Source organism: Fischerella sp. (assembly GCF_013388695.1).
In the GTDB taxonomy this organism is placed as follows: domain Bacteria; phylum Cyanobacteriota; class Cyanobacteriia; order Cyanobacteriales; family Nostocaceae; genus PCC9605.
Window position 1 is genome coordinate 69362 of record NZ_JACAEU010000007.1, and the last position, 21735, is coordinate 91096.

The window sequence follows — 21735 nt, forward strand, 5'->3', positions numbered from 1 at the left end:
TCAGGAAAGTCGGGAAAGCTGCGTAGAAGCTTTTATAGTACAGTTTGATAGTTTAGTTTTTGATAGTTTGATTGCAGCTTTGAAGTTGGTGTTGCCCTATTGTAAAAACAACGGGTATAGGGAGAAATTGTAATGTCAAATAGGGAGCATCTTGCACAACTGAGGCTAGGTGTGCATGTTTGGAATGAACAGCAGAGGAAAAATCCAAATATAATTTCTCATCTCAGTGGAGCAAATCTCAATCAGGCTGAAATTAAGCTAGTTAGAACTGAATCAACAACTAGAGAAGTTCCAAAATTAAGAGCAAAGTTGTTATCTGTTCTGCTAGCTGGAGGAATAGAAGGACTGAGGACAATGCTTAATCATCCCCTCGTTGACATTTTGATTGAGATGATGAAAAAGTGGCTGGATAGTATTATTTAGTAATTCGTTGGCAAAATAAAACTCTTGATCGAAACTCGCCAATGGTGTCCATTGCTTAACTAGATGTTCGTGAGCGTACTCTGATAAGTAGATCAACATAATTAAATGTAAAATATCTTGTATTTTATACAGGCGGGCAGGATGCCCACCCCACAATAGCTTTAATAATATTCTGGGGTGGGCTTCTAGCCCGCCCCGCTTTTAGTTTATTTATGCTTTTTTACTTAGTCTAAGTTCAAATTTATGCGTTCTACCTTATTTCTTAAATTTATGCTGATTTTATAACAGCGAAAGCGAATTTAATAAAATAGACGTTGCTGAACTTGGTCATGAATTATGTTTGTAAACATTTTTGTAGAGACGTAGCAATGCTACGTCTCTACACACCCGTGAATTGTAAATTCATCCGCATGATTCAGCAATGCCATAAAATCAACCCGCGGCTAAAAATTTATGAACAAAACTATAAACACCGGTAAAAGATATATATTCCCTGTAATAGTTGTGGCAATGGTTGCCAGTTTGAGCAGTTGTAGTTCTAGCCCAAACCCTGGTAGTACTGACAGCACAACTGCCAACATTACATCATCACCAACTCAAAGTACAGCAAGACTCAATCCTCAACCTAGGAATGAGTCACCCGCACCTCAACAAAGCTCTACCGATAACAGCAACGCAGATAAAACCGTGAACGTCACTTTATACACAAGTGATACACAATGTCAAGAGCTAATTCCACAAACAGTTGCAGTACCAGCACAAGAACCTGTAACAGCTGCGGTGGGTAAAATCTTAGAGCAACGGGATAGCGCCGACTTTAGCTTCTCTGGATATCGGGTTAACCTTAAAAATGGTGTCGCCACAGTAGATTTACGAGTCACTCCTAATTCCCAGCGGCGAATAAATTCTCTTTCGAGTTGCGAACAGTTTGCTTTATTTGGCAGTCTTCGCAAAACTTTAACAAGCAATCCCCTATGGGGAATTAAAAATGTTCGCTTTACCGAAAAAGGCAAGGAAATTATACTTTAGGAATTTGTTGGTGGTGAGTCAGTGTTAGAACACCGATTCAGTAATCTTCAAATGAAAGGAAGGTGATGGGGTGATTAGAATTGACAGAGCGATCGCTAGATATATCTATAGTCAGAATCTCAATATTGGTATTAAGTGAGTTTTAACTGAAACAACATATTTATACAGAGACACAATCGACAGATCGGAAAACGTGACATAAAAATTAATATATTGTATTTTTTGCCACTTCAGTTTCTGTAAATCTCTGAGAAGTTGGTTATCTTAGGATTATCAACTACTCTGTCTTTGATAGAGTGGCTGACCAATTTCACTACTCTAACTGGCTATTTTCTTCAGAAACAAAAAAGAATAAGAAAACTGTCTAACTAAAAAAGCAAGAGCGACGAGTCCGAGGGGTTGAACACAAGATGAATGTTGAAAACAACACCAATAAAGACCATCAAGAGCGCCTGCTTGTTTCCTATATCTTGAATGCAGCCTGGTTTTTTGGGTTGGGAGGCCTGCATCGTTTATACAATGGCAAGATAGGGACAGGTTTGTTATGGCTAGTAACCTATGGTGTATTTGGTGTGGGGCAGTTTGTAGATTTGTTCTTCATCCCGAAAATGGTAGAAGAACACGAATTAAGACTGAGGTTAAAAGCAGGTTATTCCCCCTTGGGTGTACCACTAGAGCAACCAGTAGTTGTTTCCGAAGTATACCGGCCCACGGGTAATCAACTGATAGTCAAGTTGATCGAAGCGGCAGAAAAGCGGGGTGGGATGCTAACTGTAACTCAAGGAGTGAAGGCAACTGGTGCTAGCTTTACAGATGTAGAAGCAGCTTTAAAGGAGATGCTGAAATCAGGTTATGTGAGGATAGATAACGATCCTATTACCGGAGCCGTTACCTACCACTTTCACGAACTAGGCTAATTTCTCCCCAGCCACTTTTGACCGTTCAAACGCTGCATCAGACCATACACTAATAAATCTAGTGTGGTTTTGCGTTCATCAATTAAGAATGATTCAAGAGTGCTAGGGCGTTTTCCTTCATTACAGGAAAATGCCTTTTTTCCTTGAATGTTTTCATCAGGAAAATACAGGTTAAAATGGCGCACGCCATCTGGAAAATTGCCGACAATTTGCCAAGACTCACCGAGTTGTTCCATCCCTTTGATAGGAACATTCTGCTTCACAAAGGACAGCTGTAAATCTTTTACCCCTTCTTTGGCTAAAGCTTTTTGCAAAGCAGGCAAGTAATCTTGCTGGATAAACTCTGCAAATGGTTTATCTTCAACTGCTGGTGCTTTTTCCTTTTTAGCTGCTTTAGCTGCGGCGGCAGGTTTTTCACCGTCTGCTGCTTTCGCTGCGGCAGCTGGTTTTTCCCGCTTGGGTGGTGCAGTTTTAGTTTTAGCAGCATTTGGATTTGTTTCGGGGTTTGCCGCTTTGGGATCTGGTGCGCTGGAAGTTGGAATGTCTGTCGCTTCCGGTGAGTCGGTGCTGGGAGCGTGTTGTTCGGCGACAGTGGGAACCTGCTTGTCAACTGTGCTGGGAGCTACCTCTCCCGCTTCATTGTGATTGGTTTGTTCTGCCATTGCTCAGATCAATCCTTTGTCTAGCTTTAGGGGAGCTTTGGGAGCGATCGCTCACCTTAGTCATCTTCATTTTGACACAGCACAGCCAGTCTATATATATCGATCAAGGTTTGCAAACAACCAATGCAATATTTAGTCAAATCCTCTTCAGATTTCAAACGCACCATTCTTTTGTGAACAGAACAGCGATCGCTCCGCGCCATAGCGTCAGAGCTAAAAAATAGACGCTATCAAGTACATTTGTAATTTAGTTTTCAGTGGCTATTGTTATAGTTCCCCAGAAATAAATTTTTATAACAGTCTGTAGCTAGTAGGTATTGCATCTTTCCTCGAAAGCAAAGCCCCACCGAATAACATTCAGATGGGGTTTTAACTATTCACAGTCAGTGAAAGTTCAAAAAAGGTAATTCCTAATTTTTGATCAACCACCAGCCACAGCAGGGACAATACTTACCTCATCGCCATCCTTTAGAGGTGTTGCTGTTCCTTCTAGAAAGCGGATATCTTCGCTATTAACGTACAAATTCAAAAACCGTCGTGGCTGTCCTTTCTCATCGCATAAGCGCGACTTAATACCGGGACAGCTTTTTTCTAGAGAATCTAAAAGTTCAGCAACTGTGCTACCACCGCACTCTAGAGTTGCTTGGTTGTTAGTAAATGTCTGAAGAGCAGTAGGAACTAAAACTTTTACAGCCATAATTTAGTTGTCTGTTGGGTGTTGATTGTTGGTAATTGTTGGTGGTTGATTGTTAGTAGTTGGTTGTTGGTTGTTCCAAACAACAAACAACTACTAACCACTAACTAAACAAGGACTTGCTGCCACTCCAAGCGTTCAAGTGTGCGAGAACGCTCAAGGGCTTGTTCAAAACTATCGAGTTTAGCTTCTATTGTCAAAGGTTCACCAATATAACCCTGCACCGCTTCTTGGGTTTTTAAACCATTCCCAGTGATGTACACCACGGTGGTTTCATCTGGATTAATTTTGCCAGCTTCTACTAATTTCTTGAGCACGGCAATGGTTGTGCCACCAGCAGTTTCGGTAAAAATACCTTCAGTTTCTGCTAGCAACTTGATACCTTCTACAATTTCAGCATCAGTTACAGATTCAATGCTACCACCTGTTTTCTTAGCTATTTCGACAGCATAAACACCATCTGCTGGATTGCCAATTGCGATCGATTTAGCAATTGTATTCGGTTTCACAGGTTGAATAAAGTCACGATCTTCTTTAAATGCTTTGGCAATGGGAGAACAACCTTCGGCTTGTGCACCGCTGAATTTGACTGGCTTGCCTTCTACCAAACCAACTTCGACAAATTCGTTGAAGCCTTTGTAGATTTTAGTAAACAGCGAACCTGATGCGAGAGGTGCAACGATATGGTCAGGTAGCTGCCAACCCAGTTGTTCGGCTACTTCAAAGCCAAGAGTCTTGGAACCTTCAGAGTAGTAGGGACGCAAGTTAATATTGACAAAACCCCAACCGTGTGTATTCGCAACTTCCGAGCAAAGGCGATTTACCTGATCGTAGTTACCTTTGACTGCCATTAAGGTAGGGCTGTAGATGAGGCTGCCCAAAATCTTACCGGCTTCTAAATCGGCAGGGATAAACACACAACAGTCTAAACCGGCATGAGCGGCGATCGCGGCGGTAGAATTTGCCAAGTTACCGGTGCTAGCACAAGAAACTGTAGTGAAACCTAACTCCCGCGCCCGAGTCAAGGCAACTGATACCACCCTATCTTTGAAGCTGAGGGTGGGCATATTGACGGCATCGTTTTTAATATAAAGCTTGTTTAAACCCAAGCGACGTGCTAATCGTTGGGAACGCACCAAGGGAGTCATACCAGTTCCCACATCGATTGGATTTTCGCTCTGCACAGGCAAAAACTTCCGATAGCGCCACATCGAATTAGGCCCCGCCTGGATGGTTTCACGGCTAATCGTGTTGCGGAGGGCGCTATAGTCGTAGGTTACTTCCAAAGGTCCAAAGCAGAACTCACACACATGGCTGGCTTTGAGTTCGTATTCTGCACCGCACTCCTTACACTTCAAAGATTTCAAAGTGGTGGCTGCTTTTTGGGTATCAATTGCCTGAGTCATGAACTACCTCTCCCTGGATGTCCGTCAACTGTCGCTTGATGCTATCACGAGTAAAAATACCAGTCAAACATATCCGACAAAATTTGTCGGGTTTAAGCGACAAACAATAATTGCATAAAATTGATGCTGCATATCCTGTAAAGATTACTGATAAGTTTGTACTTTTACTGAAAGATAAAGTATATTTTTTGCGGCAAATACTGCTTTTATGTATATTTAAAAACAAAATGTCTGTATAAAAAAATGAAATTTCATTATTTTTACGGTTGGTATGATTATGTGTTAAAGGCTACTTTTATTAGCATGACATTGACATCCAAGTATCCCTCTTTAGATAGAGAAACTAGATAAACATTTGGTTGCTCAAAAGTCAGTACTCAAACAGGACTCAAATTTTTAGGTGCATTTACAAAGTATGAATACTCAAAAGCAAGAATCTTTAGGTAGTTTCTTTTGGCAAAGCATTTCTAAGTAATTACCAACAAATCTACCTTTTGTGTTGCGTTACCTCACCTTAAACATGAAAAGCTAGTCAGTTAATTAGCTTTTATGTTGGGTTTAACCTGAATCCTGAAGTGGAGATGCGGGTAAATTACCCAAAAAGAGGAATTTTTGGGTAAAAAAATCCTGTGTTTTTACACAGGATCACTTTGAATATAAATTAAGCGGCCTAAATAATGTCACAACTCAATCGTTTTGTCAAAAAAGCACCAAGGCTGTATCGTTCTTTGGTGGTAACTGCATTGCTTGCCAATGGCATTTTCCAATTTGTTGCCCCAGTACTAGCTGAAGGGACAACAGCAGGTGAATCTATCAGTAACACCGCAACTGCAACCTATGAAGATCCGAACAATCCAGGTACAACTATTAATGCTACTTCTAATACAGTAACTGTGACTGTAGCAGAGGTCGCTGGTATAACTGTCACATCCTCTGGTGTTGTAGATAACAACGGTGGTAGCGTTCAGGTTGGTGATTTACTGATTTACACCTACACTCTCACCAACGTCGGTAACGACCCCACCAAGTTCCGGATTCCTAACCTGGCAACAACGACTGGGCCAGGTACGGTTTCTGGCACATTACCTAATGGCGGTACACCCAATAACTTACAATATAGTACCGACGGTGGTACAACCTGGCAAAATGTCACCAATACTGAAGCCTTCACAGATCCAGTTGTACCTGGTGGCACGGTGTTGGTGCGTGTACCAATTACCGTACAGGCTGGCGCTCAAACCAATGACATAATTACCGTTACCCTTGGTAATACTCCTGGGGATGCCCAGAACCAGCTGCGGAGTCCGGATGGTGCTGACGTTTACACTGTAGATAACGCCAACGGTAGTACTCCTGGTGAGGTAGATGGCGCACCAATCAATGGTGTTCGTGAAGCTAGCAGCACCCAGCAAATTAAAGTTGGTACCAGCCTCAAGACCTTCTCTTTAGCGACCATCCTCAAAACTCGTAGCGGTTACAACAACGCTGGCACAGACCCAATTACAGATGATAAGCTCACCTACGATTTGAGTTTACGGGTTGAGTCTACCGATCCAACAGGTCAGGGAATTACTCCAGCCGCACTGACAGGTACAACAATTAATGTTGATAGTACTCCTGGCAACTATATCTTAGTTTCTGATGCCATCCCTGCTGGTACAGACTTAGCAGTTGCACCAACTCCGCCTCCTAATTGGGAAGCTGTATATACAACAGATAATCCAGCCACAGTTGATGCCAATGCAGCCAGTTGGAAAACCTTTACTGCAAATCCTCCTGCCTCACTAGCAAGTGTAACCCGAGTTGGTTTTATTAACAAGCCAGCTGTTATCTCTTCTATCGCTCCTGGTACAACAGTAAATGGCTTCCAGATTCAGCTAGCTGTTGAGTCAACCGCAACTTCACCATTAACTGTTGCTAACATCGCTCAATTATTCGGTCAAACTCCTGGTACCAACGCCCCAGTGTACGACGAATCCGGGGACCAAAATCCCAGCAACTACGATGGGCCTCTAGGTAACATGACACCACTTCCGGATACGGATACCAACGGTGATGGTGTTCCCGATACTCTGCCGCCTGACAAGGTTGATGATGGTTTTATTAATACCCCAGGATCTCCTGAAACTGGAACAGACCCAAGTAATAACAACAGTGGTGATGGCTCAACAGGTGGTGAAGCCAACATCTTCACAGTTCAAGCACCTGAAGCTTCAGCAGTACTCAACGGTCCACAAAATGCTCCGGATGCGACTGGGCCATCAGGTCAAACTAACGATGACTTCACTAATAAATCTTCACTTGTTCCCGCTGGTACCCTACCTGGTAGCACCCTAGATCCTTCAGGAGTTGCCTTCACCAACACTATCAAGAATAGTGGTATTAACCCTGGCACCATTACATTAGTCCCAACTCCACCAGCAAATACCGCAGATTTACCAAATGGTACTCAGGTAACTATCACCTATGGTAGTAGTTCAGCAGTGTATACCTACAACAATGGAACATTTACAGGGCCGACAACACCAATTACAATCCCCAATGTAGATCCTGGTACAACTGTCAACTATGGTGTAGAAGTTAATTTGCCAGCTAATACTCCCCTCTCAACTGATATAAACCGGGGCTTTCCTGTACCCATTACTGCTTCCATTGATACCAACGGAGATGGTAATCCTGATGGTCAAAACATCACTATCGATCGCGTCTACACTGGCTTCTTGAAGATGGTGAAAGTGTCACGAGTTCTGCCAGGAACTGGGCCAGCAGTAAGTGCGGGTCAGGATGACTTTGAATCTACACCAGCAGTCAATGGTATTGACCCGAATCCCAACGTTGCTGATGTAGCTAGAACACCAGCCCCAGGCAACATTATCGAGTATCAGATTCGATACAAAAATATCTCCGATCCTCAATCTGGAACTGGTAACGTGATTCTGAATGCTGACAAGGTTGTGATTACTGAAGATGGTACTCAAGCTCCCAACAACTGGGCGCTAGACAACGATACCAACGGTCAAATCGATACCAGCAATATTGTCGGTACAGCGAAAGATTCTGGTGCTGCAACGATCAATTTCTACAGTGGTAATCCAGCATCAAACTCTTCCATTGACAAAACTGGAACCACAGTGGACGCAGATATTACTAAGTATGTAGATACTGTCACTGGCAAGGTTGCACCAGGTGAACAAAGAACATTTACCTTCCAACGCAAGGTGAACTAATAGTTTGGAGTTGACGCTTTAGCCCTGAATTGAGCGCTAAAGCGCTCACTAAACGAGAAAGAAAATTTTTGAAGAGGTGATTGAAATGAAGCGTTTTGCAACGGCTAGTATGGGAGCAGTAGCACTGATTGTTACACTTCCATTTGTGAATCAAATTCCGGCGATCGCCAATATCTGGCATTCTCATGCTGCCTTTGCTCAGAATGTCCAGGCTAAAGGACAAGTACAGTTGCGCCTAGAAGTAGAAAAGCAAGTGGTAGCTCAGGATCGGCACGGTAAGCAAACTAAGAGATGGCAATCATTGCAAGGGAAAGCTGTGGTGCAACCAAAAGATGTGCTGCGCTACATAGTCACTGGTGTCAACAATGGCGATAAAGCAGTAAAAAATCTCGTCATCAATCAGCCCATTCCCAAAGGAATGATGTATGTGCTGAACTCTGCAACTGTGAATACTAACAACAATGCCAAGATTACTTACAGCATTGATGGTGGACGCAGCTTTGTAGACAAGCCAACCGTGCAACTCAAACTTCCTAATGGCAAAGTGGAAACTCGTCCCGCCCCAGCAGTTGCCTATACCCACATCCGTTGGAATTTCGGTACATCCGTTCCCGCCAAAGCACAAATTAAAGGAACTTATCAAGTACAGGTGCGCTGAGGCTATGTTCCTTAGTAAGAAGGGATCGGGGAACTCACCGGCCCCCACGACCGCTCTTAGTGGGGATTAGGGGCAATGGGGATTGGGGATCGGGCATTGGGAAAAGACAAGGGAGAGGAGGGAGGCAAGGGAGAAATTCCCCCTTGTCTTCCTTGTCCTGTTTCCCTTCCATTATCCTCCTTATCTCCCTAGTCCCTAGTTACGGAACCGTAAAGTTTCACAGGAGAAAATCTAGTGCGCCGTCAAAGTTCGCAATGCCAGAATCATGCGAAGAGTAGCTGGTTTAGGCGGATAGCGGCAACGTTTGTGGTCACAAGTGTATTGCAGTTTCCGATGTCTGCGATCGCTCAAGTTGAGAATAGCAAGCCGCTAACCAATTTTATAAATCAAGCTACTTACACTTATACAGATCCTAGCAACAATCAAAAATATCTAGGAGCTTCTGCTAAGACTCAAGCTACTCCTAGCCCATTAGTTGACCCACTGGGACGAATTTTAGGATGCGCTGGCAATGTTTTACCTGACTATACAGGCTTTTCTGTTGCTGTTTATGAACCTGACCCCAGCGATCCCACAGGGACAGAATTAGGAAAATTGTTACCCCTAACTCGCACAGAGTTACCTGATATTCCCAACAACAAGATTCCTGGTGGATTAAGACCGAATATCGAAAATAGCAATCCTTATTTCCTGACTAACACAGCACCCTTAGGTGCTTACAACTTCCTACTCGATCCGAATTTAGGTCAAATCGACCCTGGTAGAACCTACATTTTTGTAGTCAATCCACCGCCAAATTCTATCTACAAGCAGCGGCGGATCAAGATTCAAATTCTCCAAAGCACTGGTACAGAGAATAACAATGTTGTTCGGTATGTTGCTACATCTTTGGATGGTCAGCCAATTACACTCACAGGGCAAACCCAAACTGAGTCAACGGTTGTATTAGTTAGCAATGCTGAACTCCAAGGACTAGATTTATTAGCTTTTGAATTTACCACAAATATGTGTCAGCCAGAGCAGGTGCAGATTGTCAAAACTGGCGATCGCGCAACAGCAGAACCGGGAGATACAGTTATCTACCGTCTCTCTGTCAAAAATTTAGCTGATGCTGGTTTAGACAATGTAGTTGTTACTGACAAATTACCCCTTGGTTTTAATTTCTTACGCAAATCTGTCCGAGGAGAAATCGATGGCAAACCCGTCACTATCACCGCCGAACACAATGGTTCATCGGTGGTATTTCGGTCAGATACTGCGATACCACAAGAGAAGGTATTAAATATTGCCTATGCTGCCCAACTAACAGCAGATGCAGCGCGTGGTTCGGGACGCAACTTGGCAAGCGTCACAGTGCTTAGAGCTGACAACCGTTTTCAGGCTAAGGATGGTCCTGCAAGCCATCAGTTGCGAATTAGACCGGGAATTGTCACGGACTGCGGCACTCTCCTCGGTCGCGTATTTGTGGATAAGAACTTTGATGGCGAACAGCAACCTGGTGAACCAGGTATCCCAAATGCAGTGATTTTTATGGAAGACGGCAACCGTGTAACTACTGATATAAATGGTTTATTTTCTGTAGCGAATGTCTTGCCTGGAAATCACACAGGAGTTCTCGATCTCAGCAGCCTTCCCGGTTATACCCTTGCACCCAATCGCAAGTTTAAAGAACGCAATAGTCAATCCCGCCTTGTGCGTTTAGAACCTGGTGGCTTAGCACGTATGAATTTCGCAGTCACCCCCACCTTCCAGGAGGAAGTTAAGAAATGAAAAAAAGACTGCATCGTATAAATGGAGACGCGGGGAAGTTCACCACGCCTTTGTGTCCACGCCACGTGCTACAACGCTTGGTACACCCGCAACGCAGTGGCTCCCGTGTCTCCGTGTCCTTACGATTTCTCCGCCAGTTTCAACGATTGAATACAACCAGTTTCAACCTCAAATTAATGGGGATGATGGCAGGGACTTTGAGTATGGCTTTGTATCCTGTCCTAGCTAGAGCAGAACACCCCAATGTTGTCCAACAGGAACAACAAATAGAAGATACAGAGAAATTGGGACGCGGTGACGCCCAGAGGTTTTCAGAACCGAAGACAACTGACTCGCCCTTGACGGGCAAGATGTCCGTCCCACAAGAGGAAGAAATAGTAACAGATAACCTAACAAATGTAATAAATTCTGCTACAACATCCCCAGCAATACAACCATTTCAACCAACACCCGATATTAAGTTACCAAAAGGTTTACAACAACTATCACAAAATCCATCTTCCTCCACTCCCCCTCTCCCAGACGCGCCATGGCGCGTCTCTACATCTCCCACTCCTTCTCTAAAAATCCTGACCCCCACCCCTGACACCATAGTCGATGTGCCAGCAACCACAGTAATTCTGCAATTTCCCGTAGGTACCAGTGTGGAATTGCGGGTAAATGGGGATTTGGTAGATCCATCCTTGGTGGGACGGACAGAAACTGATGCTAATACCAACTTGGTAACGCAGACATGGTATGGTGTCTCCTTAAAAGAAGGAACTAACACTATTACTACCAAGGTGGTAGGTTCTAGTGAACCGCCTGTAAGCCTACAAGTACAGGTACGGGGCGCACCCACACAATTGAAATTGGAAACCGTAGAAACTCGGATTCCTGCCGATGGACGTTCTACAGCTACAGTGAAGGGTGAACTCATAGATGAGAATAACAACCGCTCCAATCGCGATGCAGTTGTTACCCTAATACCTACTGCTGGTGAGTTTGTCGGTGCAGACTTCCAACCAGACCAACCTGGATTTCAGGTACAGGCAAAAAAAGGGCTATTTAGCGCTAGCCTCAAATCGAGTTTGGATACCCAAACTGTTAGAATTCGAGCTATTACCAATGATTTAGAAGCCTATACTCAACTACAATTTGAAACAGCACTGCGTCCTAGTTTGGTGACTGGGGTAGTGGATGTGCGTTTGGGTGCTAGAGGTACAGATTATTACGGTAGTTTTCGTGATTTTCTTCCTCCGAACAAAGACAATGACACTCAGTTGAATGTACGCTCGTCGGTATTTGCAACTGGGGCGATTGGAGAATGGTTGTTTACTGGTGCTTACAACAGTTCTCGCAACCTGAATGAAGACTGCAACTGTGATACCAGATTATTTCGTTCTTTTCAGTTCAACGATCAAAACTATCCCGTCTACGGTGACAGTTCCAAAACAGAAGTACTGACTCCTTCCACTGACAGCGTCTATGCACGGTTAGAGCGATCGCCCAAGACTCCCGGTGCCGATCCCGATTATTTCATGTGGGGTGACTACAATACTCAGGAGTTTAGCCGTTCATCCCAGCAATTTACAGCAGTGACACGTCAATTGCATGGTTTCAAGGCAAACTACAACCTGGGAAATCTGCAATTCACTGGCTTCTATGGCAACAATGTCGAAGCTTTTCAACGAGATACCATTGCTCCTGATGGTACGAGTGGTTACTATTTCCTCTCCCGCAGGTTACTTGTTCCAGGTAGTGAAAATGTTTTTATTGAGTTAGAAGAACTCAACCGTCCCGGTACTGTACTGGAACGCAAACAGCTAAACCGGAGTTCTGATTATGAAATTGATTACGATCGCGGCACTATTTTATTCCGAGAACCTATCCTGCGTACAGATGTAGATAAATTTGGACAGGTTTTAGTCCGTCGTATCGTCACCACCTACCAATACAAAGGTAGTGGTTCTGATAGCAATATCTACGCTGGTCGCCTGCAATACAATTTTCAGCGCAACCTCAACAAAGAAAGTTGGTTAGCAGCAACCTACTTTCAACAAGACCAGGGGATGCACGACTTTGAACTCTACGGTGCAGATGCACAAATTTCCTTGGGTTCAAACGGAAAATTATTTGCAGAATATGCCCGTTCTACCAATCATTCTGACATTTCGGGACAGGTAAGCGGTTCTGCCTACCGTGTCGAAGCACAGGGAGAAATCTTTAAAGGTTTGCAAGGACGTGCTTATTATCGCTCTACTGATGCGGGTTTTGCTAATGATGCAACGCTCAGCTTTGTCCCTGGTCAAAGCCGCTATGGGGCGCAATTAACAGGGCAAATTTCTTCAACAACTAGCCTGCGCTTCCAATACGACCACGAAGACAATTTTGGTACTGCACCCCAACCCCTCGATACCTTTGAGGAATTGTTTGCACCTCGTACTGAAGCGGTTCCTGGGAGCAAAGTTGATAACTCCCTGACGACAATTACCGCAGGTATTCAACAACGCTTCGGTAAGGCAACTGTGGATGTGGACTGGGTGCATCGGGATAGAGAAGACCGTTTAGGAACGATTGGGTGTGTAGAGACGTTGCATTGCAACGTCTCTACAAAATCCGATCAATTGCGATCGCGTCTCACATTTCCTATTACCAATAACCTCACTTTCCAAGCACTGAATGAACTGACCCTATCTTCTGATGTAGATGCTGTTTATCCAGACCGGACTGCCTTTGGGTTGAATTGGGCTGTAGTTCCCGGCGTCAATGTCAGTCTGGCGCAACAGTTTTTCACTCGCGGTCAATACGAAGATAACTCCATCACCAGCTTAAGCGTGAATGGCGAACACAAGCTTGGCAAAGATACTACCTTGACTGGTCGTTACACCATTTTAGGTGGGGCAAATGAACTGACTACCCAAGGAGCCATTGGACTCAACAACCGTTGGACTATAGCCCCTGGCTTGAAGCTCAACGTTGCTTATGAACACGTGTTCGGCGACTTCTTTGGACGCACGGGAGCAGGACAGCGATATTCCCAACCCTTTGCCGTTGGTCAAAGTGGCTACTCGTTGGGGTTTGGCAGTGGTGATAGCTACAGCGTTGGGCTAGAATACACCGATAATCCCAAATTCCAAGCCAGCGCCCGCTATGAACATCGCAGTTCCTCAAGCGGTTCCAATACCGTAATTTCCGCTGGTGCTACAGGTAAAATTTCGCCTGCACTCACAGCCTTGGTACGCTATCAACAAGCAAATTCTTCCAATCAAAAACTAACAGGACTGGGAGATACAGCTAGTCTCAAAATGGGTTTAGCCTATCGCGATCCGCACAGCGACAAGTTTAACGCCTTGTTGCGTTATGAATATCGCAAAAATCCCGCCACTATTCCTGACACAGTCCTGTTAGGAAGTGGTACGGGTTCAGAGGATCATACCTTTGCGGTAGAAGCTATCTACGCCCCCAATTGGCAATGGGAATTTTATGGTAAGTTTGCCGTGCGTAACAGTAACTCTTACCTAGCTAAAGATTTAGTTGGAACTAGCACAGTAAATTTAGGGCAATTACGGGCTACCTATCGCTTGGGATACAGCATGGATGTAGTCGGTGAAGCGCGTGTGATTAGTCAAAGTGATTACACTGAAACGGGCTTTGTAGTCGAAGCAGGTTACTATCTCAGTCCGAATCTGCGCTTAAGTGCTGGCTATGCCTTTGGCAAAGTTGATGACCGCGATTTTTCGGGTACTCGTTCCGCAGGCGGACTCTATTTGGGTTTAGCACTCAAACTTAACGAACTGTGGGATGGTTTTGGATTGCAAAAACCTATAGCGCGTCAGCAACAAAAATCAGGGGTGAACACTTTGATGGAGAAATTGAAGAGGGCGACAACGGGGGTGCAAAGGGGTGAGATATGAAATTCCCAATTCAATGTAGAGACGTTGCACTGCAACGTCTCTACAAGAGGAATTACCAACGCAAATATGGAATTGTAACCATGACCCTACCGAAATTTAAGGGTAAATACCGAGTCGAATCAACCCGTTTGCCAAACCGCAATTATGCTGCCAACGGTTCGTATTTCATTACCATTTGTACACGCGATCGCATCCATTTCTTTGGCGATGTTATTGCAGGTGAGGTGCAGCTATCAGCCATTGGAGAAATCGCTCAGCAATTCTGGACAGATATTCCCAATCATTTTAATGATACCTACATAGATGCATACGTCATTATGCCGAATCATGTTCACGGCATTGTGGTTATCGACTGTCCCAAAAATGTAGAGACGTTGCAGTGCAACGTCTCTACACAACATGATGCACCATGCGACATCATCCAACGTCAATTCATGTCTGACATCTCCCCTAAACCAGGTTCGTTAGGTGCGATCGCACGATCATACAAATCTGTTGTCACCCGTTGGTGTCGGGAAAACGGTCATAACCATTTTGCTTGGCAATCACGATTCTACGACCACATCATTCGTGCTGATGGTTCTTTAGACCGCATTCGCGAATACATCATTAATAATCCTGCCAAATGGGAAGAAGACAAAAATAACCCTGCAAATTTATGGATGTGATACCCACACCCCCGAATGTAGAGACGTTGCAATGCAACGTCTCTACAACAGATAGGTTCATGAGAGCAAATACTGTAATTTTACGTAAACATAAATTTTTACGAATACATCTTTCCGAAATTGAGCAATGAAATATTTATTTAAGTATCTAAGAGCGATCGCCACAGTAAATGTTGGTGAAGGTGGTAGATTTGCGTACAAATTGGGAAATATAAAGACTGGAGAAAGCCTAAGTGCGATCGCCAATGTATTATTCACTATCCGGCTGATGAAGATGCTTGTGTTTCCAGCAAACTATTGTCATTTGTAAATTTATTTACCACATTAATGAAACTCACCATTGATATTTATAGGATATAAACGATGAAAAATTTTATCCAACGGAAACATAAGCATCCTCGAAAGTTACACACCATCCAACAAACAGTTTCACAGTCTCAAGAAAGAACACACCATCAGGATAAATGGTGGAAATCGGAAGTTGGATTACTGGCTCAAACAGTCAGCAAAGAATTTATCATGAAAAATTTTCTCAGATTGAACTGGAGACATCTATCACGCGCTAGCTTGCTGGTACCGCTTCTGTTATTATCCCCCTTTTTTACCAATAATGCGCGGGCAGTCAGCATCCAAATGAATGGAACTCGAACTGTTCTGAGCGGGACAGATTGCGGCATTGCTACCTATCGTTTCAGTACGAATACTACCTTCAACGGCAAGCAACTTGACTTACTGGTGGAAGTCCTCAGTGAAGATAACGAGTACCAAGGTGGTCAATGTATTGACGCAAGTTCAAATGTACTTTCAGTACGTTTAAGAGATAACGATGCAGGTGACAATGTTGCCTACATGGAACTGAAAATTACGGTAGTTGAAAAAAATACAACAACGCCTGTTGAGGTGGATAGGCTGACAATCACTGGCTTTGACTTGGATATTAATCCCGGTGGCGGTACTGACACAGATGATATCTATCTGAAATTACCCGATGGTGTTTATACCAGTAGTAATAGCGAAGTGCAGTACAGCGAAGGTTCTTTTTTCAGTGGTCAATATCAGGCGAAATTAAAGGGGACAAGCACGAGAAATTGTGATGATGGAGCAACTACTACTGATGTATCCTGTCGTGGAGGAGCAATCTATATCAATGGTAGTAATGGTGTAAATAAAGTTTCCAGCGTCACTGTCAGGCTTCAAAATGACAATGCCTACGGTCAGGCTTCTGGTACAAGTTCACACAGGCTATTGCAATTATCGTTTGAGATTTCTAAGTTTGATGAAATAGTCACTAATAATAGCGATTACGGAGATACCCCGAACAGTTACGGCTCAACGGGACATTCAGTCGGTTCTAATATTGTCTTAGGGTATGGACTAGTACCCGATCATGAAACAGCTCATCAAGCATCCACCAATGCGGATAGCGATGATAATGACGGAGCGAGTTCAATCAAGTATGATGACGAGGATGGTGTTAAATACAATAGTCAAGCTTTGAATGGTCAAACGCTCCCAGCTGGCAACACAAGCAATTTAGATATTACCACCTTTGGTACGGGTTACTTGAGCGGCTGGATTGACTTGAATCGTGATGGAGATTTTAACGATGTAGGTGAGAAGGTGATTAGCGATCGCAATATTACCAGTAACACCGTCTCGACCACCTCCGTACCCATCACTATTCCTGCGAGTGCAAGCGGTGGAACTTCATATATGCGATTCCGGTTTACCACAACAACGGGAGTTGCGGCTTCGGGTTACAGCAACAGTGATGGTGAGGTTGAGGATTACCAGATAACCATCGCTCCAACCACTACCACAATTTCTGGTACTCTCTACGAAGATACTGATGGTGGGGATGACTTTGACAATGGTGAAACTACTTTGCCTGCAAATATCACTGTCAAACTGCTTGACACTAATAATAATGTAGTTGCTACTACCACCACAGCAGCAAATGGAACCTACACCTTCACCAATGTTACCAACGGTAACTACAAAATTCAAGTCGATACCAGCGATACTGATATTCCTGCTGGTTATACCTTAGGTACATCCAATAATTTAGCGGTTACTGTCTCCGGTAGTCTAGTTACAGGTCAAAATTTTGGATTTGACCCGCCTGCACCCACTTACAGCATCTCCGGTACTCTTTATGAAGATACTGACGGTGGGAACGACTTTGACAGTGGGGAATCCACTTTGCCTGCAAATATCACCATCAAGCTACTTGATTCCAACAATAACGTTGTTGCTACTACCACCACAGCAGCGAATGGAATCTACATCTTCACCAACGTCACCAACGGCAATTACAAAATCCAAGTCGATACCAGCGATGCTGATATCCCACCTGGTTACACTTTGGGTACACCCAATAACTTAGCTGTGACTGTCTCTAATAACTCTGTTAACAATCAAAACTTTGGGTTTGATAAACCTGTTGCCAGCAATCCCGATTTACTTTTAGTGAAGCGGATCACTGCCATTAATGGAACATCATTTACCAACCTCATCGACGGAGTAAATGACACCAACTCCCCCAACTACGTACCAGCACCTCATGATACTGACGACAACAACGCCAATTGGCCTAGTAATTACCTACAAGGTCTACTCAATGGTGGTACAGTTCGTCCTAACGATCAAATTGAGTACACCATTTACTTCCTCTCCGCAGGTGATGCAACTGCCCCTAAAGTACTGATGTGCGATCGCGTTCCTAACAATGTCACTTTCTTACCCACCGCCTTTAATAGCTTTGCCACCAAAAACAACGCCGGCTTACAAAACGCTGACCGAGGAATTATCTGGCAGTACAACGGTAACACCGAATCTCTTACCAACACCAAAGATGGAGATGTCGCGCAGTATTTCCCCCCTGGCGAAGATCCGACAATATTTTATCCTAATGTTGACTGTGGTGGTGCCAATATCAATGGTGCAGTAGTCGTCAATTTAGGAGACTTACCCAATGCGACTGTTTCCGGTACACCCACTAATTCCTATGGTTTCATTCGCTTCCGTGGACGGGTGAAATAACCACATTTATAAACAGGATTTAAGGCTCTGAATAGATGCAATGCAACACATATTATAGATGTTGCATTATTTTTTTATACATAAAAAAAGAAATTAGGAGGGAGCATAAACCAGGTATCTAACCTTAGTCATGCATCATCCTCCTTTGTTTCAGGCTAACGCTCTTACTGTATATCTCTCCTTATTTGTATACGTATACATATACAAAAGAAACAGTAGTATTACGGATATTTGGCTAAGTGTACAGGCAGTTAGTGGTTAGTGGTTAGTGGTTAGTGGTTAGTGGTTAGTGGTTAGTGGTTAGTGGTTAGTTGGTAGTTGGTAGTTGGTGGTTGTTTGTCTCCCCATCACCCCATCTCACCCGCCGCTGACAGGGGGAATTAACACTACCTCATCACCGTCTTGCAATATCGTATCTGGTTCGACAAATATCAAGTTAACCCCAAACCGCGTCACATCCCGCCATTGAGTCAGTTCGGGATGTTCGGCGATGAGGCGATCGCGAACTGCGGCAACTGGTGTATGTTCAGGAAATTCCAGCACCAGTTCCGGCACTCCATAAACCTCTTGATAGGCAGCAAACAATTTAACGGTAACTGTAATTGCAGATTTGGACATAAAACAAAGAGTGAAAAATAGCTTCGGGTGTGAAACCTAGAAAATAGTGATAAGTCAAAATTATTACCGAGACCAAATCTGGTTTCATTAATCTCTTTTTTTATTCAGTCCGCTGAAGCGGAGTTTGCCAGGCCTGACTTTCGCCAAAGCAAAAATGAGTTGTAAATGCAGTTTAAAACCACTAAAAATTTATTATACATTAAAATATATAGGTATCAAAAATATTATTTTATTAGTAAATAATATATATTAATGTCATCGAATCAAAATTTTAATATGGATGTACAAAGATTTGGATCAGGAATTTTCCAACAGGCAATGATATGAACTGTGGAGAAGAAGTTTTGTTGAATACTTCTACAATATTAGAAAAGCAGGAAGGAGTAAATGCCTTTGCCGGAGGGTAATTACCAACTTGCTGTTAATTTGCTAGAGAAGGCATGGCAAGAACAACGCGATCCAGAAACTTGCCCGCCCAGATCATGTAATTTAAATGTGGAATAGCTTACTTTTGAAAAAGATGGCGATCGCCAAGAATCAACTATCCATTTAGTCAAAGTAGTACGCAATCCCACTACAGGAAAACCGGAATTGATACCTTTAGTTAAGAGTCAACCTAAAATCGATTGACTAAAGTTGAGTTAAATTAACAATCTCTTCAAACCGGAAGTTATCGATATCGTTTCAGAGATAGTACGCTTCTATACCAACACGCTGTTCAATTTCGATGCTCCTCAACGAATCTGCTGCTAACTAAATTTCTATGTTTTAGACCTGCACAGACTCAGATTGTTGGTAAAGACATTACTTCAATCAGAACTAAGAGTACTTCGATTTTCCCTACATTTATTAACAATATTAAAGGTGAGAATAAATTTGCAGGTCGTACCCTTAATCTGAATTTTAGAGGGCATATTCAATCCATTATGCTGTTTGCCCCTGATGTAACCCGCACCCCCGCGACGTTTCTGAATGTTGCCAATTCCTGCTTTCCAACGAATACAGAAATGGAGGACTGGATCTAGCTGCTACTAATCTGGGTGCTGTGTTTTTGAAAAGTGAGCAATGAATGGGCTTTCAAAGGAGGAAAAAATGGTATCAAGTCAAAATAGACATGCTGTTGCTATATTTTCTAGCCGCCAAGATGCCGAAGGGATGCTGAATGAACTGATAAATGCCGGGTTCTCCACATCTCAGATTTCTATCGTTGTTAACGAATCGGATATTAATCATTTTGACGAATTTGGTACGAATGATTTTTTTAGCTACCAAGCTCCACCAAAAGGATATGCAGCGATTACAGGTAGTATGCTTGGTGCTATATGCGGCTGCTTAGTAGGGTTGGGACTGATAATGGTACCTGGAGTTGGATCTGCTGTATTAGCAATTGGGAGTTCTCAAGCCGTACTAACCGCATCTCTAGCTGGCTTTGGTATTGGTGTAGCCAGTGGTGGCTTACTTGAGGCTTTGATGAACGCAGGGATTTCAGTAGAACAAGCTAGGGTTTATAGTCAGTGCGTCTTCCGTGGTGACTATCTAGTCATAGTAAATGGTACAGATGAGGAAATGCGTGACGCCGAATCTATCCTGAAGCACTTATAACTCAGGTAAAATTTAGGTTTTTATCTACGCTTTTGATATCTTGAGTGTCAGTCTAATACAGGTTGGTGGTGCTTTGGTAAATATCGCATTGCAGTGGTGCGATCGCCGACATCATCCCATGCGATCGCGCCATTACAAGAGAAAACAAATTAACGCTGTAGATCGTGCCATCTCTAATTATTGAGCAGATTTCACAATCATGTTCATCAATGCATCAATGATGCGATCGCTCTCCATCGGTACGATATCCTTACCATGCAGTACATCCTGAGTAATATGGAAATGCACTAACGAGCCAACTAGAATTCTTGCTATTGCCTCTGGATCAGCTATTTTCAGTTCTGGATGAGATGCTATATATTGAGTGAGAGTCTCCAACACAGGTTTATGCATGGCACGAACACAAACCTGAGCCAACTCTGGAAAACGACCAGACTCTCCAATTAACACGCGCATAAATGCACGATGCTCTTGGTCAACATGCATCAGTTGCAAAGCTTTAGTTCCTAACTGACGCAGTACTTGAGAAGGTTCTCCTTCGAGAGATTCACTACCAAAGATAGACTCAAATTTCTTACGCGCGAGCCGTTCAACCAAGGCTTTAAACAATCCTTCTTTATCTGCAAAATGGCTGTAGACAGTAGCTTTAGAAACACCCGCCGCCGCCGCTACCCTATCCATGCTTGTACCGGCAAAGCCATGCGCCAAGAACTCCTGCATTGCTCCTTGAAGAATTTGTTCAACTTTCTCGGCTGAATTATCACGGTCTATATCACTTACTTTTGCACGTACCATTTTTACTGTTTCCTGCTATCTACCAATTGTTGGCACACTTCACACTCTTTCTTTAATATCCAGGACTATCAAGAAAAATCTATAAAACTTATATTCCTGATTTCTTTTATCTTTATGCTTCACCCAGCAAATTTTTCTTCACTAAGAGTATAAGGGTATGGGGGTGTAGGGGAAAGTTTTTCCATTATTCTGCCATGCCCAAGGGAGAAACACGGGCACGATGAGGATATCGTGCCGTGTTTGGCAAAGAAAACTACAAGGAGCATGACTAAACTATACAGTTTAGTTTTGTTTATATTATAGTACTTGCAAAACTGAACTAGTCGGT

At 43.4% G+C, this 21735-nt stretch carries 18 protein-coding genes; 13 read left to right on the forward strand and 5 right to left on the reverse strand.

All coding sequences use genetic code 11. The features are described from left to right. The first annotated feature begins 132 nt into the window (after window positions 1-132). From HXY43_RS00975 to HXY43_RS00985, 3 genes are all read left to right on the forward strand, one after another. Window positions 133-423, forward strand: coding sequence for a hypothetical protein (locus HXY43_RS00975; protein WP_035140260.1), 291 nt, complete (start codon window positions 133-135; stop codon window positions 421-423). Between the two features lie 453 nt (window positions 424-876). Continuing rightward, window positions 877-1452 carry a GerMN domain-containing protein gene (locus HXY43_RS00980; RefSeq protein WP_290878835.1) on the forward strand — a complete coding sequence of 192 codons (576 nt, stop codon included), beginning with the start codon at window positions 877-879 and terminating at the stop codon, window positions 1450-1452. Between the two features lie 410 nt (window positions 1453-1862). Continuing rightward, a complete protein-coding gene (locus HXY43_RS00985) occupies window positions 1863-2369 on the forward strand; it encodes an NINE protein (protein WP_026735296.1) in 507 nt (168 codons plus the stop codon). Here HXY43_RS00985 and HXY43_RS00990 read toward each other — a convergent pair. Beyond that, window positions 2366-3031: a DUF2996 domain-containing protein gene (locus HXY43_RS00990; RefSeq protein ID WP_290878837.1), complete on the reverse strand. Its 666-nt coding sequence runs from the start codon at window positions 3029-3031 to the stop codon at window positions 2366-2368. The genes HXY43_RS00985 and HXY43_RS00990 overlap by 4 nt on opposite strands. On the opposite strand from HXY43_RS00990, the gene HXY43_RS00995 reads away from it, so the two are divergent. Beyond that, window positions 3031-3255 carry a hypothetical protein gene (locus HXY43_RS00995; protein WP_290878839.1) on the forward strand — a complete coding sequence of 75 codons (225 nt, stop codon included), beginning with the start codon at window positions 3031-3033 and terminating at the stop codon, window positions 3253-3255. The two genes, HXY43_RS00990 and HXY43_RS00995, sit on opposite strands and share 1 nt — an antisense overlap. A 197-nt stretch (window positions 3256-3452) precedes the next feature. Here HXY43_RS00995 and HXY43_RS01000 read toward each other — a convergent pair whose 3' ends face one another. Together HXY43_RS01000 and thrC are read right to left on the reverse strand one after the other, a co-directional pair. Further along, window positions 3453-3728, reverse strand: a complete 276-nt coding sequence (locus HXY43_RS01000) for a MoaD/ThiS family protein (protein ID WP_026735293.1) — start codon at window positions 3726-3728, stop codon at window positions 3453-3455. Between the two features lie 104 nt (window positions 3729-3832). Continuing rightward, on the reverse strand, window positions 3833-5131 hold the full coding sequence (gene thrC / locus HXY43_RS01005) for a threonine synthase (RefSeq protein WP_290878842.1): 1299 nt from the start codon (window positions 5129-5131) through the stop codon (window positions 3833-3835). 677 nt (window positions 5132-5808) lie between these two features. Between thrC and HXY43_RS01010 the strand changes: the two genes are divergently transcribed. The 7 genes from HXY43_RS01010 to HXY43_RS01040 all read left to right on the forward strand — a co-directional run bounded on the left by HXY43_RS01010 (window position 5809) and on the right by HXY43_RS01040 (window position 18392). Beyond that, window positions 5809-8358 carry a hypothetical protein gene (locus HXY43_RS01010; protein WP_290878843.1) on the forward strand — a complete coding sequence of 850 codons (2550 nt, stop codon included), beginning with the start codon at window positions 5809-5811 and terminating at the stop codon, window positions 8356-8358. An 85-nt stretch (window positions 8359-8443) separates the two neighbouring features. Continuing rightward, the gene (locus tag HXY43_RS01015; RefSeq protein ID WP_290878845.1) at window positions 8444-9016 is read left to right on the forward strand and encodes a hypothetical protein; all 573 of its coding nucleotides are present in this window, start codon (window positions 8444-8446) and stop codon (window positions 9014-9016) included. A gap of 234 nt (window positions 9017-9250) precedes the next feature. Continuing rightward, window positions 9251-10786, forward strand: coding sequence for a hypothetical protein (locus tag HXY43_RS01020; protein WP_290878846.1), 1536 nt, complete (start codon window positions 9251-9253; stop codon window positions 10784-10786). Window positions 10787-10962: 176 nt separating this feature from the next. Next, window positions 10963-14682 carry a TonB-dependent receptor gene (locus tag HXY43_RS01025; RefSeq protein WP_290878900.1) on the forward strand — a complete coding sequence of 1240 codons (3720 nt, stop codon included), beginning with the start codon at window positions 10963-10965 and terminating at the stop codon, window positions 14680-14682. Between the two features lie 80 nt (window positions 14683-14762). Continuing rightward, window positions 14763-15350 carry a transposase gene (locus tag HXY43_RS01030; RefSeq protein WP_290878848.1) on the forward strand — a complete coding sequence of 196 codons (588 nt, stop codon included), beginning with the start codon at window positions 14763-14765 and terminating at the stop codon, window positions 15348-15350. Between the two features lie 127 nt (window positions 15351-15477). Beyond that, the gene (locus HXY43_RS01035; protein ID WP_290878849.1) at window positions 15478-15660 is read left to right on the forward strand and encodes a hypothetical protein; all 183 of its coding nucleotides are present in this window, start codon (window positions 15478-15480) and stop codon (window positions 15658-15660) included. Between the two features lie 53 nt (window positions 15661-15713). Beyond that, the gene (locus tag HXY43_RS01040) at window positions 15714-18392 is read left to right on the forward strand and encodes an SdrD B-like domain-containing protein (RefSeq protein ID WP_290878851.1); all 2679 of its coding nucleotides are present in this window, start codon (window positions 15714-15716) and stop codon (window positions 18390-18392) included. A 357-nt stretch (window positions 18393-18749) separates the two neighbouring features. Here HXY43_RS01040 and HXY43_RS01045 read toward each other — a convergent pair whose 3' ends face one another. Continuing rightward, window positions 18750-19010 carry a MoaD/ThiS family protein gene (locus tag HXY43_RS01045; RefSeq protein WP_026735284.1) on the reverse strand — a complete coding sequence of 87 codons (261 nt, stop codon included), beginning with the start codon at window positions 19008-19010 and terminating at the stop codon, window positions 18750-18752. A gap of 1092 nt (window positions 19011-20102) precedes the next feature. Here HXY43_RS01045 and HXY43_RS01050 point away from each other — a divergent pair. Both HXY43_RS01050 and HXY43_RS01055 read left to right on the forward strand, forming a co-directional pair. Next, the gene (locus HXY43_RS01050) at window positions 20103-20612 is read left to right on the forward strand and encodes a DUF1269 domain-containing protein (RefSeq protein WP_290878853.1); all 510 of its coding nucleotides are present in this window, start codon (window positions 20103-20105) and stop codon (window positions 20610-20612) included. 40 nt (window positions 20613-20652) lie between these two features. After that, on the forward strand, window positions 20653-20796 hold the full coding sequence (locus tag HXY43_RS01055) for a hypothetical protein (protein ID WP_290878855.1): 144 nt from the start codon (window positions 20653-20655) through the stop codon (window positions 20794-20796). Here HXY43_RS01055 and HXY43_RS01060 read toward each other — a convergent pair. Further along, window positions 20790-21407, reverse strand: coding sequence for a TetR/AcrR family transcriptional regulator (locus HXY43_RS01060; protein WP_290878857.1), 618 nt, complete (start codon window positions 21405-21407; stop codon window positions 20790-20792). The two genes, HXY43_RS01055 and HXY43_RS01060, sit on opposite strands and share 7 nt — an antisense overlap. Between the last annotated feature and the right edge of the window lie 328 nt (window positions 21408-21735).

Coding starts and splice junctions, on each gene's coding strand:
- HXY43_RS00975 (WP_035140260.1), top strand. CDS start 133: ATGTCAAATAGGGAGCATCTTGCACAACTGAGGCTAGGTGTGCATGTT.
- HXY43_RS00980 (WP_290878835.1), top strand. CDS start 877: ATGAACAAAACTATAAACACCGGTAAAAGATATATATTCCCTGTAATA.
- HXY43_RS00985 (WP_026735296.1), top strand. CDS start 1,863: ATGAATGTTGAAAACAACACCAATAAAGACCATCAAGAGCGCCTGCTT.
- HXY43_RS00990 (WP_290878837.1), bottom strand. CDS start 3,031: ATGGCAGAACAAACCAATCACAATGAAGCGGGAGAGGTAGCTCCCAGC.
- HXY43_RS01000 (WP_026735293.1), bottom strand. CDS start 3,728: ATGGCTGTAAAAGTTTTAGTTCCTACTGCTCTTCAGACATTTACTAAC.
- thrC (WP_290878842.1), bottom strand. CDS start 5,131: ATGACTCAGGCAATTGATACCCAAAAAGCAGCCACCACTTTGAAATCT.
- HXY43_RS01010 (WP_290878843.1), top strand. CDS start 5,809: ATGTCACAACTCAATCGTTTTGTCAAAAAAGCACCAAGGCTGTATCGT.
- HXY43_RS01015 (WP_290878845.1), top strand. CDS start 8,444: ATGAAGCGTTTTGCAACGGCTAGTATGGGAGCAGTAGCACTGATTGTT.
- HXY43_RS01025 (WP_290878900.1), top strand. CDS start 10,963: ATGGGGATGATGGCAGGGACTTTGAGTATGGCTTTGTATCCTGTCCTA.
- HXY43_RS01030 (WP_290878848.1), top strand. CDS start 14,763: ATGACCCTACCGAAATTTAAGGGTAAATACCGAGTCGAATCAACCCGT.
- HXY43_RS01035 (WP_290878849.1), top strand. CDS start 15,478: ATGAAATATTTATTTAAGTATCTAAGAGCGATCGCCACAGTAAATGTT.
- HXY43_RS01040 (WP_290878851.1), top strand. CDS start 15,714: ATGAAAAATTTTATCCAACGGAAACATAAGCATCCTCGAAAGTTACAC.
- HXY43_RS01045 (WP_026735284.1), bottom strand. CDS start 19,010: ATGTCCAAATCTGCAATTACAGTTACCGTTAAATTGTTTGCTGCCTAT.
- HXY43_RS01050 (WP_290878853.1), top strand. CDS start 20,103: ATGGTATCAAGTCAAAATAGACATGCTGTTGCTATATTTTCTAGCCGC.
- HXY43_RS01060 (WP_290878857.1), bottom strand. CDS start 21,407: ATGGTACGTGCAAAAGTAAGTGATATAGACCGTGATAATTCAGCCGAG.